The sequence below is a fragment of the Stenotrophomonas sp. YJH_SMC_53 genome, assembly GCF_059369995.1.
This window is the reverse complement of sequence record NZ_JCAFTF010000002.1, coordinates 411,024-425,125: the sequence shown is the minus strand read 5'-3', so window position 1 is coordinate 425,125 and position 14,102 is coordinate 411,024. Positions and strand designations below refer to the sequence as shown.

The 14,102-nt window shown below is 66.3% G+C and carries 12 protein-coding genes; 2 read left to right on the top strand and 10 right to left on the bottom strand.

What is annotated here, in order from left to right; genetic code table 11:
• Positions 1-34 precede the first annotated feature (34 nt).
• The 6 genes from AC5P7X_RS04620 to AC5P7X_RS04595 all read right to left on the bottom strand — a co-directional run bounded on the left by AC5P7X_RS04620 (position 35) and on the right by AC5P7X_RS04595 (position 7,862).
• A complete protein-coding gene (locus AC5P7X_RS04620) occupies positions 35-1,456 on the bottom strand; it encodes an efflux transporter outer membrane subunit (RefSeq protein WP_495214458.1) in 1,422 nt (473 codons plus the stop codon).
• Positions 1,450-2,187, bottom strand: coding sequence for an SDR family oxidoreductase (locus AC5P7X_RS04615; protein ID WP_253136627.1), 738 nt, complete (start codon positions 2,185-2,187; stop codon positions 1,450-1,452). Before AC5P7X_RS04615 ends, AC5P7X_RS04620 begins: the two co-directional genes overlap by 7 nt.
• 67 nt (positions 2,188-2,254) lie before the next feature.
• Positions 2,255-5,425, bottom strand: coding sequence for an efflux RND transporter permease subunit (locus AC5P7X_RS04610; RefSeq protein ID WP_495214457.1), 3,171 nt, complete (start codon positions 5,423-5,425; stop codon positions 2,255-2,257).
• Positions 5,426-5,552: 127 nt separating this feature from the next.
• Positions 5,553-6,776: an efflux RND transporter periplasmic adaptor subunit gene (locus tag AC5P7X_RS04605; RefSeq protein WP_069137872.1), complete on the bottom strand. Its 1,224-nt coding sequence runs from the start codon at positions 6,774-6,776 to the stop codon at positions 5,553-5,555.
• 91 nt (positions 6,777-6,867) lie between these two features.
• Positions 6,868-7,638: an SDR family NAD(P)-dependent oxidoreductase gene (locus AC5P7X_RS04600; RefSeq protein WP_053499154.1), complete on the bottom strand. Its 771-nt coding sequence runs from the start codon at positions 7,636-7,638 to the stop codon at positions 6,868-6,870.
• On the bottom strand, positions 7,635-7,862 hold the full coding sequence (locus AC5P7X_RS04595; RefSeq protein ID WP_206619797.1) for a hypothetical protein: 228 nt from the start codon (positions 7,860-7,862) through the stop codon (positions 7,635-7,637). The genes AC5P7X_RS04600 and AC5P7X_RS04595 overlap by 4 nt, the downstream gene beginning before the upstream one ends.
• A 147-nt stretch (positions 7,863-8,009) precedes the next feature.
• Between AC5P7X_RS04595 and AC5P7X_RS04590 the strand changes: the two genes are divergently transcribed.
• Complete coding sequence (locus tag AC5P7X_RS04590) at positions 8,010-9,041, top strand: LysR family transcriptional regulator (RefSeq protein WP_005416157.1); 1,032 nt, start codon at positions 8,010-8,012, stop codon at positions 9,039-9,041.
• Between the two features lie 122 nt (positions 9,042-9,163).
• Here the strand turns inward: AC5P7X_RS04590 and AC5P7X_RS04585 are convergent, their stop codons facing one another.
• Both AC5P7X_RS04585 and AC5P7X_RS04580 read right to left on the bottom strand, forming a co-directional pair.
• The gene (locus tag AC5P7X_RS04585; RefSeq protein WP_005416156.1) at positions 9,164-9,859 is read right to left on the bottom strand and encodes a YiaD family glycine zipper/OmpA-like lipoprotein; all 696 of its coding nucleotides are present in this window, start codon (positions 9,857-9,859) and stop codon (positions 9,164-9,166) included.
• A 139-nt stretch (positions 9,860-9,998) separates the two neighbouring features.
• Positions 9,999-11,414 (bottom strand): cryptochrome/photolyase family protein, encoded by a 1,416-nt coding sequence (locus tag AC5P7X_RS04580; protein ID WP_495214456.1) that lies wholly within the window; start codon positions 11,412-11,414, stop codon positions 9,999-10,001.
• A 109-nt stretch (positions 11,415-11,523) separates the two neighbouring features.
• Here AC5P7X_RS04580 and AC5P7X_RS04575 point away from each other — a divergent pair, with 109 nt between their 5' ends.
• Positions 11,524-12,108 (top strand): SMI1/KNR4 family protein, encoded by a 585-nt coding sequence (locus tag AC5P7X_RS04575; protein ID WP_053499158.1) that lies wholly within the window; start codon positions 11,524-11,526, stop codon positions 12,106-12,108.
• 19 nt (positions 12,109-12,127) lie between these two features.
• Here AC5P7X_RS04575 and AC5P7X_RS04570 read toward each other — a convergent pair whose 3' ends face one another.
• Complete coding sequence (locus tag AC5P7X_RS04570) at positions 12,128-12,742, bottom strand: inorganic diphosphatase (RefSeq protein ID WP_495214455.1); 615 nt, start codon at positions 12,740-12,742, stop codon at positions 12,128-12,130.
• 10 nt (positions 12,743-12,752) lie between these two features.
• Positions 12,753-14,102, bottom strand: coding sequence for a purple acid phosphatase family protein (locus tag AC5P7X_RS04565; protein ID WP_253902079.1), 1,350 nt, complete (start codon positions 14,100-14,102; stop codon positions 12,753-12,755).

Here is a 14,102-nt window from a genome sequence, read left to right as displayed (position 1 = left end):
GGGGACGGACGCCACGGCCTCCGTCCCCCCGGAATCACTGCACCTGCGCCACGCTCGGTTGCTGCGGTGATTGCCCCCAGCCTCCGAGCGCCTTGTACACGCCCACCACGCTGACATTGACCTCGGACTCGGCCGCCGCCAATGCATCATCGGCTGCCAGCTGCGTGCGCTGCGCATCCAGCAGTGTCAGGAAGTCCTCCGAGCCCTCGCGATAGCGGATCTGCGCCAGCGATTCGGCACGCCGTGCCGCCTGCGCCTGCTCGACCACGATCGCCAACCGTGCCTGCTGCTTGGAATAGCGGGTCAGTGCGTTCTCGGTGTCTTCCAGGGCCAGCAGTACCGCCTGCTCATACTGCGCGGCCACGCCTTCGGCTTCAGCCTTGCTGGCACGCAGGCGTGCACGCACGGTGCCGAAGTCGAATGCCGCCCAGCTCAGCGATGGGGTCAGCGACCAGGCCTTGTTGTTGCCATTGACCAGGCCGCTGGCATCGCCACCGAGGAACCCGACGAAGCCGGACAGCGACAACCGCGGGAACAGGTCCGCCGTGGCCACGCCCACGCGTGCGGTCGCAGCCGCCAGGCGCCGCTCGGCCACGCGCACGTCGGCACGCTGGCGCAGCAGTTCGCGGGTATCGCCCAGCGGCAGTGCCTTGGCGAAGGCCGGTACGTCGTGCGGCGCGAGCATGTCAGTCAGCACTTCCGGGCGCTGGCCGAGCAGCACGGCCAGCCGGTTGCGCGACTGCGCCTCGGCCACTTCCAGCAACGGGATGTCCGCCTCGATCGCCTTCAGGCGGGCACGGCTGCTCTGCACATCCAGCTCGCTGCCTGCGCCCAGCTGCCAGCGCGCCTCGGTCAGCTTCTGCGTATCGCGCAGGTTTTCCAGCGTGTGCTGGGCCACCGCGATGCGCTTCTGCGTACCACGCAGCTCGAAGTAGTTGCGTGCCACTTCAGCGGCGATCAGGACCTGCGCATCGGCCAGGTTGGCCTGCTCGGCACCGAGGTCGGCGCGTGCGGCTTCAGCAGCACGGCGCTTGCGGCCGAACAGATCCAGCTCCCAGCCGGCGTCGAAGCCGAGCTGGTAGCTTTCACTGAACACCCGCTGCCCACCCAGCTGCGGATCGGGTTGCTTGCGGCGGTCGTAGCTGCCGCCAGCGGTGACGTGCGGAGCCTGGTCGAGGCGGCTTTCCACGAACACCGCGCGGGCCTGGCTGACGCGGGCCACGGCCACACGAAGGTCCAGGTTGTCCGACAGTGCGCCGTGCACCAGCTGTTCCAGCACCGGATCATCGAACTGCGCCCACCAGCTGGCGACCGGCGAAGCGGTACTGAACACCGGCTGCTGTGCACCCTGCAGGACCATCGGTTCCTGCACCGGGGCCTTGTAATTCGGGCCGACGCTGACACAGCCCGCCAGCACCAGGCTGGAGACGGCCATCGCCAACGTGCGGATCACCATGGCAGCACCTCGCCCAGGTAGGTGAAGCTGCCGTTCGGGCCTTCATGGCCGATCAGCGCCATCTGCACGCTGGAGCGCGCGCCTTCGGCGATTTCGATTTCGCCGTGGCCACCGTTCATGTCGGTCTTCACGTAGCCCGGATGCACGGTGTTGACCTTGATCGGCGTGCTGCGCAGTTCGTGCGCCAGAGCCAGGGTCCAGCTGTTCACAGCGGCCTTGGAGGCGTTGTAGGCCGGAACCTTCATGTCGTAGATGCCCGACGCCGGATCGGCATGCAGGGTCTGCGAACCGAGGATGCTCGAGACATTGACGATGCGGCCAGCCTTGGCCTGCTGCAGCAGGGGCAGGAAGGCCTGGGTCACCGCGACCAGTGCGTAGACGTTGGTCTCGAAGGTGCGGCGCCAGGTGTCCAACGACTGCTCAGACGGCCGCTGCGCCGGATTTTCCAGCAACACGCCCGCATTGTTGACCAGGATGTCGAGGCGGCCGTGGCGCTCGCGCACCTGCTGCACGGCCTCGGCAATGCTGGCGCTGTCGGTGACGTCCAGCTGCAGTGCTTCCACCGGCAGGCCCTCGGCCTGCAGCTTCAGCGCCTGCTCCACGGCGGCCTCACGCTTGCGCCCGGCCAGCAGCGTATGCACGCCGTTGCTGGCCAGCTGGCGTACGGTTTCGGCGCCGATGCCGCGGGTGGCGCCGGTAACCAGTGCGATCTTGTTCTGATGGGAATTCATGGAGTCATGCCTTGATGAGGGGGAAAGCCGACACCGACCGGGCGGCCAGTGTCGGCAACATTCCCTGTCAGTGATGGATGGTTGGTTCGCCGTGCTGCACCAGCTGGCCACCACCGTTGCGGGTGACGAACTTGCGCAGGGCCACGTAGAACACGGGGGTGAGGAACAGGCCGAACAGCGTCACACCCAGCATGCCAGCAAACACGGTGATGCCGGTCACCGAGCGCACTTCGGCGCCTGCACCGTGAGACAGCACCAGCGGCACCGTGCCGGCGATGAAGGCGATGGAGGTCATCACGATCGGGCGCAGGCGCAGGCGGCAGGCTTCCAGCGCGGCTTCAACGATACCCTTGCCGCCCATCTCCAGCTCTCTGGCGAACTCGACGATCAGGATCGCGTTCTTGCACGCCAGGCCCATCAGCACCACCAGGCCGACCTGCACGAACACGTTGTTGTCACCACCGGTCAGCCACACGCCGAACAGCGCGGACAGCAGGGTCATCGGCACGATCAGGATCACCGCCAGCGGCAGCGACCAGCTCTCGTACAGCGCGGCCAGCACCAGGAAGGCCAGCATGATCGCCACCGGGAACACGATGAAGGCGGCCTTGCCCTGGGTTGCCTGCTGGTAGCTCAGGTCGGTCCATTCGGTGGTCATGCCCACCGGCAGTACCTTGGCGGCGATCTCGGTCAGCTTGGTCATCGCCTCGGCCGAGGACAACAGGCGCGGGTCGGCTTCACCGGCCAGGTCCGCTGCCGGATAGCCATTGAAGCGCAGCACCGGGTCCGGGCCGAAGGTCTGCTTGATGGTGACCATCGAACCGATCGGCACCATCTCGCCGCGGTCGTTGCGGGTACGCAGCTTGCCGATGTCCTCGACCGTCTCGCGGTACGGACCATCGGCCTGGGCGATCACCTGCCAGGTGCGGCCGAACTGGTTGAAGTCGTTGACGTAGGCCGAACCCAGGTAGGTCTGCAAGGTGTCGAACAGCTCGGTGAGCTGCACGCCCTGTGCCTTGGCCTTGACGCGGTCCACCTCGGCATCGAGCTGCGGCACGTTGGCCTGGTAGCTGGAAATCGGGAAGGCCATGCCCGGGGTCTGCGCGACGGTGCCCTGCATGGCCTGCACCGCATTCTGCAGCGCGCCGTAACCCAGGTTGCCACGGTCCTCGATGAACATCTGGTAGCCGTTGCCATTGCCCAGGCCGAGGATCGGCGGCGGCATCATCGCGAACGCGAAGCCTTCCTGCAGGCCGGCAATCTTCTGGTTGATCTCGGCATTGATCTGCGCCGCGGTGCGGCCATGGCGCTCGGCGAACGGCTTGAGCGGGATGAACGCCACACCGGTGTTCGGCGTATTGGTGAACTGCAGCGCGTTCAGACCGGGGAACGAGATGGTGTGAGCGACGCCATCGGTTTCCTGGGCGATCTTGGCGACCTTGCGCAGCATTTCATCGGTGCGGGCGATCGACGAACCTTCCGGCAGCTTCACACCGGCGATCAGATACAGCTTGTCCTGGGTCGGAATGAAGCCCGGCGGCACCAGCTTGAAGATCACGCCGGTACCGACCAGCAGGATCGCGTAGACCACGAACACCGCACCGCGGCGGCCGAGGATGCGGGCCACGCCACGCTCGTATTTCTCCGAGCTGGACTTGAAGAAGCGGTTGAACGGACGGAACACCCAGCCGAACAGGCGGTCGATCAGGCGGCTCGGGCCGTCCTTCGGAGCGCCATGAGCCTTCAGCAGGCGCGCGGCCAGGGCCGGCGACAGGGTCAGCGAGTTGATTGCCGAGATCACCGTGGAAATGGCGATGGTGACCGCGAACTGCTTGTAGAACTGGCCGGTGACACCGGACAGGAAGGCCATCGGCACGAACACGGCACACAGCACCAGCGCGATCGCCACGATCGGGCCGGACACCTCGCGCATGGCCTGGTGTGCCGCCGCAGTGGGCGACAGGCCTTCCTCGATGTTGCGCTCGACGTTCTCCACCACCACGATCGCGTCGTCGACCACGATGCCGATCGCCAGCACCAGGCCGAACAGGCTCAGCGTATTGATCGAGAAGCCCAGCAGGTACAGCGCGGCGAACGTACCCACCACCGACACCGGCACCGCGATCAACGGAATGATCGACGCACGCCAGGTCTGCAGGAACAGGATCACGACCAGCACCACCAGGGCGATCGCTTCCAGCAGCGTGGAGACCACGGCCTTGATCGAGTCGCGCACGAAGATGGTGGTGTCATACACCGCTTCGTACTTCACATCGGCCGGCATGGTCTTCTGCATCTCGTCCATCGTCGAGATGACCTGATCGCGGATTTCCAGCGCGTTGGCACCCGGCGACTGGAAGATACCGATACCCACCGCGTTCTTGCCGTCCAGCTGCGAGCGCAGGGTGTAGTCGCCCGCACCCAGTTCCAGGCGGGCCACGTCGGACAGGCGCACGATCTCGCCATCGGTGCCGCTCTTGAGCACGATGTCGCCGAATTCCTTTTCGGTCTTCAGCCGGCCCTGGGCATTGATCAGGGTCAGGAACTTGCTATCCGGCAGCGGTTCGGCGCCGAGCTGGCCGGCCGAAACCTGCACGTTCTGCTCGCGCATGGCACGCACCACGTCGCTGGCGGTCAGGCCGCGCGAGGCCACCTTGTCCGGATCCAGCCAGGCACGCATGGCGTAGTCGCCGCCACCGAAGATCTGCGCGTCACCCACGCCCGGAATACGCGCCAGCGCATCCTTGACGTGCAGGCGCGCGTAGTTGCGCAGGTACAGGCTGTCGTACTTGCCTTGCGGCGAGGTCAGGTGCACCACCATCAGGAAGGTTGGCGACTGCTTCTGCGTGGTCACGCCCTGCCGGCGCACGTCCTCGGGCAGGCGCGCCTGCGCCTGCGCCACGCGGTTCTGCACCTTCACCGCCGCCGCGTCCGGGTCGGTGCCCGGGCGGAAGGTGACGGTCATCTGCAGCACGCCGTCCGAGCCAGCCACCGACTTCAGGTACATCATGCCTTCGACGCCGTTGATCGCCTCTTCAAGCGGCGTGGCGACGGTCTCGGCAATGACCTTGGGGTTGGCGCCCGGATAGACCGTGCGCACGACCACCGACGGCGGCACCACTTCGGGGTACTCGCTGATCGGCAGGATTGGAATCGTGATCAGGCCTGCGGCGAAGATCACGATCGACAGCACCGCCGCGAAGATCGGCCTGTCGATGAAGAAACGGGAAAAGTCCATGGAGGAATTCCTGGGAAAGGCATTCGGCGGGCAACAGCCACCCTGCCCCTCGCCGATACGACGAAGGCAGGGAAGGCTGCCGCTGGCGCCGGCAGCTAAGCGGGGACGCGGATCAGGAGACGGCGGATCAGTGGTTCAGTGCGGCGGTGGCATCGCGGCCGGGTGCCGGCACGGCCTGCGGCTGCATTGCCACGGCCTTGGCCTGCACCGGCATGCCCGGCATGAAGACCTTCTGCACGCCGTCGATGATCACCTTGTCTCCTGCCGCCAGGCCGTGCTCGACGATACGCAGGCCTTCAGCGGTGCGGCCAAGCTGGATGTCGCGGCGCTGGGCCTTGCCATCCTTGTCGACCACGTAGACGTACTTGCGGTCCTGGTCGGTCAGCACGGCCTTGTCGTCGATCAGCAGCGCCTGGAACTGGCCGCTGCCAAGCAGCTGCACGCGGGCGAACAGGCCCGGCGTGAACTGGCGATCGGCGTTGTCCAGCAGCGCACGGACGCGGATGGTCCCGGTACTGCGGGCCACCTGGTTGTCGAGGAAGTCGACCTTGCCCGTGTGCGGGTAGCCTTCTTCACCGGACAGGCCGACCTTCACCGGCAGCGCGCTGTCACGCTCGCTCGGGCGCTCGCCCTTGCGTGCCATCTGGGCGTAGCGCAGGAAGGTGCTTTCGTCAGCATCGAAGTAGACGAACACCGTGTCCAGCGAGACCAGCGTGGTCAGCACGCTGGCGCTGTCGCCGGCGGTGACCAGGTTGCCGGCGGTGACCATCGCGCGGCCGGCACGGCCGTCGATCGGTGCCCGTACCTTGGTGAACTCAAGATTGAGGCGGGCTGCATCCAATGCTGCCTGCGCGGCCTGCACGGCGGCGCCGGACTGGTCGGCAGCCGCACGGCGCTGCTCGGCGGTCTCGGTGGAGATCGCCTGCTGCTCGGACAGCCGCTTGGCACGCTCGGACTCGCTGCGGGCCAGCGTGGCCTGGGTACGGGCGCGGGCCAGTTCGGCGGCCGCCCGATCGTACTCGGCCTGGTAACTGCGCGCGTCGATGGTGAAGAGCACTTCGCCCTTCTTCACTTCCTGGCCTTCGACGTAGTTGACCTTGTCGATGTAACCGGACACGCGCGGACGCAGTTCAACGCTCTGCACCGCTTCGACGCGGCCACTGAACTCGTCCCACTGGCTGACCTGCTTGACCAGTACCGGCGCGGCGCTGACCTGCGGCGGCGGCGGTGCACCGGCTTCTTCGGCATGGCCGCCGCTGCAGGCTGCAAGCACGGCCGCGGCGAGGATCGACACGCCGGCCATCGCAATGCGATGTCCGAAACGATGTGGGGTGGTATTGGGGGAAGTCATGGCATGCATCCGTACGGAGGGGTGGTACAGCTATATGGGAACGTGTTGCAAAAATCGGCGGCGAATACTGCGACCTCAACCATGGTCGAGGTCAAGCGATGCCTGCGGTGTCGCGCCAAAGCGGAGGAACTTCCAGGTGCAGCAGGCCACGCGGCAATTCGGCATCGCTGCTGTCGCAGCGGACGATGGCGCGGTTGTCGCGGCACCCATCAAGCAGGGAGACCACACGACGACCGACCAGCAGCGAGCTGGGCCACTCGATGCAGGCATTGGCCGCGTTGGCCGGGGTACACACCGGGCTGCAGACTTCCAGCATCTGCGCGCGCACGCCCAGCGCCTGCGCTTCCTGGTGCACCACCTGCGCGTACATGCGCAGTGCGGCGGTGGTGATCGAGGTCTCGCCGTAGCCCGCCCAGGGCTTGGCGTTGGCCGGGCTGCCGATCATCACGTAGCGGCGCGCATGCACGTTGTCCTGCAACAGCGGCAGCAGGTGGCGCACGGCGTGCACGTGCGGCATCAGGTCGGCCTGCATCGCGCCCAGCAGCTCATCGCCGTTGCGGTCGATCACCCGGCCGCGACGGTAGGGGCCACCCATTGCCGCGATCACCGCCGCCAGCGGACGCGGGCGCTGCGCGATGCGCTCGGCCAACGCGCGTGCCGAGCCGTCGTCGCTGAGCGAGCCCAGCAGCGTCTCCAATCCGGGCTCATCAGCGAACTGCTCATGCAGCGCGGCCAGCCGGCCCGGATCGCGGCCAACCACCAGCACCGGGCTGCCGGCTTCCAGCAACGCGCCGACCACGCCCTGGCCGACGGCACCGGTACCGCCAAGGACCAGGACTTCGGGCGTCAGTATCCCATTCACGGGACATTTCCTCCCAAATCCGGGATAGTCCCAATTCGACGCAGGCGGTCGCCCTTGTGCGGGACCAGGCGGAGGGCACCGCCACGCTGCTGACGCATGGGCGCGGTAAACTCACGAAAATCCTTGTGTACCAAGGAACTCGGACGGGCTTCGACGGTCATCGCCAGGTCCAGGGTGTTCTGGCCGGCGTTCCGGAGTCGGGCAAGAATGTTGCGCAGGCTCATGGCGGACGGGCTCCAATTAACGAATGGCGCCACGATAGACCTCAAACCTTTACTTGATTAGTCCTGATTAAGGGGAATAATCATCCCGCTCCCGGTCCAATCGTTCTGTCACGATTGTCCCATCCCCGACGTCCAGGATCCCCGACCATGTCCCACGATCTCAACGAGACGCTGATCTTCGTCAAAGTGGTCGAGCAAGGCAGCTTCATTGCCGCTGCCAAATCGCTCGGCCTGCCCAAGACCACGGTCAGCCGCAAAGTGCAGGAGCTGGAAACGCGCCTGGGCGCGCGGCTGCTGCACCGGACCACCCGCCGCCTCGGCCTGACCGAAGCCGGCTCGATCTACCACGAGCATTGCCAGCGCATCGCACGCGAGCTTGAAGAGGCCGAAAGCGCGGTGAGCCAGCTGCAGTCCGGCCCGCGCGGCTGGCTGCGCTTCACTGTGCCCTACTCGATCGGCATCACCTGGATTGCGCCGCTGCTGGGCCAGTTCCATGCGCAGTATCCAGAGATCCGCCTGGACATGCACATGGGTAACGAGAAGCTGGACCTGATCGCCGGTGAAGCGGACCTGGCGCTGCGCGTGGGTGCCCTGCCCGATTCCAATCTGGTCGCGCGCAAGCTGGGCAGCCTGCGCACGCAGGTGTTCGCCAGTCCGGCCTACATTGAGCGCTATGGCGAACCGCTGCATCCGGAAGAGCTGCAGTTCCATCGCATCCTGGCAATGCGCAAGCCGTACCACACCGGCAATTCGCCGCGCTTCACCTGGCAGCTGGGCGAGAACGGCGGCGAGCTGCGCGATTTCCCGGTCACCCCGCTGATGACCGCCAACGACATGTCTGCGTTGAATGGTGCATTGGTCTGTGGCGAAGGCCTGCTGCTGACCGGTGATGTGATGGCCAAGCCGTTCGTCGAATCGGGCATGGTGCGCCGCGTGCTGGCCGGCTGGACCGGCCCGGAAGTGGACTTCAATGCCGTGTTCGCCGGCGGCCGCCTGGTCTCGCCGAAGGTGCGTGCGTTTGTCGACTTCCTGGTCGAGAAGCTCAACTTCGATGCCAACTACATGCTGGCGCAGTGCCCCGGCGCGAAGCTGGCACAGCAGCAGAAGGCACAGGAAGATGCCGCGCTGGAAAGCAGTGGCAAGCGGATACTGGAGAAGGTGGCGGCTTCGGCGGCATGACCGGCTCTACATACGCAATCGGTGTGCCGAGCAACGCTCGGCACCCACAAAAATGCCGCCTGCAAGGGCGGCATTTTCGTTCCGGCCGATGGCCGGACCGGCTCAAGCAGTAACGCTGCGCGTTACTGCTTGAGCGGAATCACGCGAATCTCGACGCGGCGGTTCTTGGCGCGGCCGGCATCGGTGCTGTTGTCGGCAATCGGGTACGCCTTGCCGGCGCCCAGCGTTTCGATACGCACGCTCTGCACGCCCTGGCCGATCAGGTACTGCGCGACGGAGTCGGCGCGTTCCTTCGACAGGCGATTGTTGACCGCGTCGCTGCCGATGCTGTCGGTGTGGCCAACCACCTCGATCATGGTCTGGTTGTACTCACGCAGCGTACCGGCCACGCCGTTGAGCGAGCCATAGAACTGCGGCTTCAGGGTCGCCTTGCCGAAGTCGAAGGTGATGCCGTCCGGCAGGTTCAGCATGATGTTGTCGCCCTGGCGCTGCACATCGATGCCGGTGTTGGCGGTGCGCTCGCGCAGTGCACGTTCCTGGCGATCCTGGTACTGGCCGACGGCGGCACCGCTGAGTGCGCCGATACCGGCACCGATCAGCGCGTGCTGGCGCCGCTCGGTAGCACTGTCGCCGGTCAGCAGGCCGGCCGCCACGCCGATGGCCGTACCGATCAGCGCGTTGCGGCCGGTCCGGTTCTGCTGTTCGGTCGGGTTGCCGTACTGGTCACTCTGCACATAGGAGCCGCCGGTGGCGCAGGCCGACAGGACGGCCGCACTCATCAGGGCCAGTGCGACGTTGCGGGTGGTGTTGCGGATCATGAGGTTCTCCTTGGTTTCCGGTCGGCCGGCGGCTTGCGGGCGCAGAGAGGATAAACAGCCGAATGCGATGTCGGGATGATGATCCGGTGCGCCGACAGGGCCGCGTTCAGCTAACTGACCGGATCGCTCGGGTCACCCTTTACCCCGCCCCCGACTGGCGGTATGCCGCCAGCGCAGCGTCGCGGCCCTCAGCCAGGTCCACCATCGGCGTGCGTGGATAGTCAGGCGCGTGTGCTGCCAGGAGCAGGGGATGCTGCCACGGCGCGAACCGCGCCTTCACCGGCAGTGCCGCCAGCTCAGGCACCCAGCGGCTGATGTAGCGGGCCTGCGGATCGAACTTCTCGGCCTGGGTGACCGGGTTGAACACCCGGAAGTACGGCGCTGCATCGGCGCCGGTCCCGGCCACCCATTGCCAGCCCATCGTGTTGTTGGCCAGGTCGGCATCGACGAGGGTGTCCCAGAACCAGCGCGCGCCATGCAGCCAGTGCGCGCGAAGGTGCTTGCACAGGTAGCTGGCCACGATCATCCGCACCCGGTTATGCATGTAGCCGGTGCGCCACAGCTCGCGCAGTCCGGCATCAACGATCGGCACGCCGGTGTTGCCGCGCTGCCAGTCGTGCAGTTGCGCTGCAGTCGGTGCCGCCCAGGGGAAGCGGTCGAAACGCGGATTGAGGTTGTCCGTGGGCGTCTTCGGAAAGTGATGCAACAGGTGGTAGGCGAAATCACGCCAGCCCAGTTGCCGCAGATAGCCGTCGATGTCGGCATCGGTGCCGGCACTGCGCAGTCTTTCCAGCGCATGCGCGATGCGCCACGGTGCGATCTCACCGAAATGCAGGTGCGGCGACATCCGCGAGGTGCCCACGCGGTCGGGCAGGTCTCGCTGCTCGCGGTAACCGCGCAAGGCGCCGTCCTCGAACACCGACAGCGCCTCCAGCGCACCGGCTTCACCCGGCTGCCAGTACTCCCAGAAGCCGGTATCCCAATCCAGCGTCGGTGCAAGCTGGAGATCATCAAGTGCGAGGCTGTCGACCGCGTGCGGCGTCAGTGCCTCCGGTGTGGCCTGCAGTGCCGGCAGGCGCCAATGACTGAGCACATTGCGCCAGTACGGTGTGAACACCTTGTACGGCTGTCCCTGCTGGGTGGCGATGTCCCAGGGCTCGAACAACAGGCTGCCATTGCAGCTCTGCGCGTCGACGCCCTGCTCGCGCAGCGTGCGCTTGATGGTAGCGTCGCGAGGCTGGGTGGCCGGCTCGTACTTGCGGTTCCAGTACACCGCCTCGGCGCCGGTCTGCTCGATCAGCAACTGCAGGGCCGGGAGGCTGTCACCACTGCGCAACACCAGCGACGAGCCGCGCGTGCGCAGGTCGGCATCCAAGGCACCCAGTGAACGGTGGCGCCACGCATCGGAGGCGGCACCCGGCGTCCACTCCCCCTCTTCATGCGGCGCGTGGATGTAGACCGGCACCACATGGTGACCGGCATCCAGCGCGGCCTGCAGGGCCGGATTGTCCTGCAGCCGCAGATCACGGCGGAACCATACCAACGCTACCGACACAGGTAATGCCTTCGTTGTGGAAGGCGCACATGATAGCCAGCGGTGGTGAAGGCGATGCGCGCAGACGCCGTCTGCTAGGCTGCACGGCCGCTACCCGATGGACTCTGACATGGATGATCTTCACGCCTCATTCGCCCGCTTCGGGCTGCTGCATGCCCAGCACGAGAGCGACTGGCAGGGCCCGTTCCCGCTGCCCCCGGTACTGGCACGCTTCTACGCGCAGGTCGGGCCGCTGGGCGAAGTGATCAATGCCCGGGTAGGCACCGCCGGCATCACCGTTCCCGGCCTTGATGTCTGGATACCGCCGCTGCAACGCCTGTGGAGCCATCAGGCCGGCTATCGATGGCATGGCATCAGCGGCGAACGGATCAACGACTGGCCCTCGAACTGGCTGGTGATTGCCGATCGCAGCGCTGATCCGTTCATCCTCGATCTGGACGACGGCCGTGTGCTGTTCAGCCATCACGGTGCCGGCCTGCTGGATGCCGACGAAATGGCTGCCGACGTGCCGACCCTGATGGCAGCTCTGGCTGCAGCAGGCACGGTGTACCTCGATGCCGGCGATGACCTTTACAACGACGATGACGATGGCGGCATCCGCCCTGAACACCAGGACGCAGCCGTACAGGCGGTGGCCCGGGTACTGGGCGACCGCCTGCAGGCCGAATCGTTCATCGAGACGTTGCTGGACTGAATCCACGCATGGCGCGGATCTACCTTTCGAAGCGCTGCATCGCTTCGCTGATCAGCGCCCGCGCCTCGGCGGCGTTGCCCCAGCCGTCGAGCTGCACCGGGTTGCGCCCGGCCGGCAGGTCCTTGTAGACCCGGAAGAACGCTTCGATGCGCTGTCTTTCGATCTCCGGCAGATCGGCCAGGTCGCGGATGTTGGCGTAGGTCGGGTCAACCTTGTCGGTCGGCACGCCGATGATCTTCTCGTCGTGCTCGCCGCCGTCGATCATCTTCAGGTAGCCAATCGGCCGGAAGCGCACGATCACGCCCGGATGCAGGGGTTCACGGGTCAGCACCAGCGCGTCCAGCGGATCGTTGTCGCCAGCCAACGTGCGCGGCATCGAACCGTAGTTGGCCGGATAGGCGACCGGCATCGACTGGAAGCGGTCCACATGCACCAGGCCGTCTTCCTTGATCTCGTACTTGGTGAAGCTGCCGGCCGGAATCTCCACCGCCAGATTCACTTCCTGCGGGGCTTCCCTTGGTTGGGCCACCAGGAAGGGATGCAGCACGGTATCGGCAGCGGTCACCGCTGTCGCGAGCAGGAGCAGGGCCCCGCCGATGGCAGCCATGGGGACAAGACGGCGTACGGTTTTCATCTGGATCTCCTCATTCCCAGCAGCGATCGGCGCGGCCCTTGGCAGTCTGCGCACGCGGGCAGTTACGCTGCGTGATGCGGCCTTCGGTCAGCTCCATGCGCTGTTTCCCCCCCTTGGCATCGCGGCGCAGTTCGAAGGCATCGTAGAGACGGCCGGTCACGGTGCGCGCTTCATAACGCAGGCGCTGCGGGTCGATGTTCAACACCTGGAACAACTGGGTGTCTTCGGCCACTGGGTTCATCGTCCTGCGCGCTTCATCGGACACGCGGTACTGTTTCGGTCCGGCTACAGTCACCACGTACTGCGGCGTTGCGGCCTGCCCTTCGCCACGGCGGCCATAGGTGTGGTCGTGGCCCTGCAGCACCAGATCGACGTTGTGGCGGCGTACCACCGGCAACAGCTCGTCACGCAACGCGGCGTTCTCGCGCCCTTCGCGCGGCGAGTAGAACGGCTGGTGCAGCAACACGATGGTCCACGGCTGCGGATTGCCGGTCAGCACCTTGTCCAGCCATTGTGCCTGTGCCGTTGCGGTGCCGAGGTCGAGTGCCGATGTGCCGTCTACCACGGCCACGCGCACGCCCTGCGCATCGAACCAGTAGCTGCTCTGCTGCGCAGCGCCGGCACCATTGCCCGGCAACGCGAACGTGACCGGCCAGTGGCGGCCCAGCACGCGGCGCTCCTGCGGGGTGTCCTCGAATTCCTCGAAGTACTCGTGATTGCCTATGGCCGGCGCCACCATCGTTTCCTGCGCCAACCAGCCGACGGCGGCAAACCATTCGCCCCACTCGCTGTCATCCATGTTGTCGCCGCCGCTGACCAGGTCGCCGGCAAACAGGCTCATGCGTGCCTGCGGTGCGGCCTTCTGCGCGGCACGCACCACGCGACTGACATGGCTGACGTTCTTGTTCTGGGTATCGCCGAAGTAAAGCAGGGTCAGCGGCTGGTCGGCGGCAGCCAGCGTGCGCAGCTGGTTCCATGCACTCCAACTGCCGTTTCCCTGCACACGGTAGACGTACTGGGTATCCGGCTGCAGGCCATCGATATCTGCACGATGGTGGTGCGACAGGCCGTTCTCGGTCTGCAGCGCGCGGGTCGTCGCACGAACCTGGCGGATGCCTTCGATGGCCGGCGAATCTGCGGCCATTGCGATCTCCAGCAGCGGCGCCTGCACGCTGCCATCGGTGCGCCAGGCCACTGCGAACCCATGGCTGGGATCGACCGCCGGCGAGGCGACGATGCGGTCCGGCACCGTCGTCGCTGCGTAGTGGCGGCTACCTGCCTGCACCTGGGTATTCGGTTCAGCCGCCGCGAACGACAGCGACGGCAGCGCCAGCAGCAGACCCAGGGCCAGCGTGCGCAT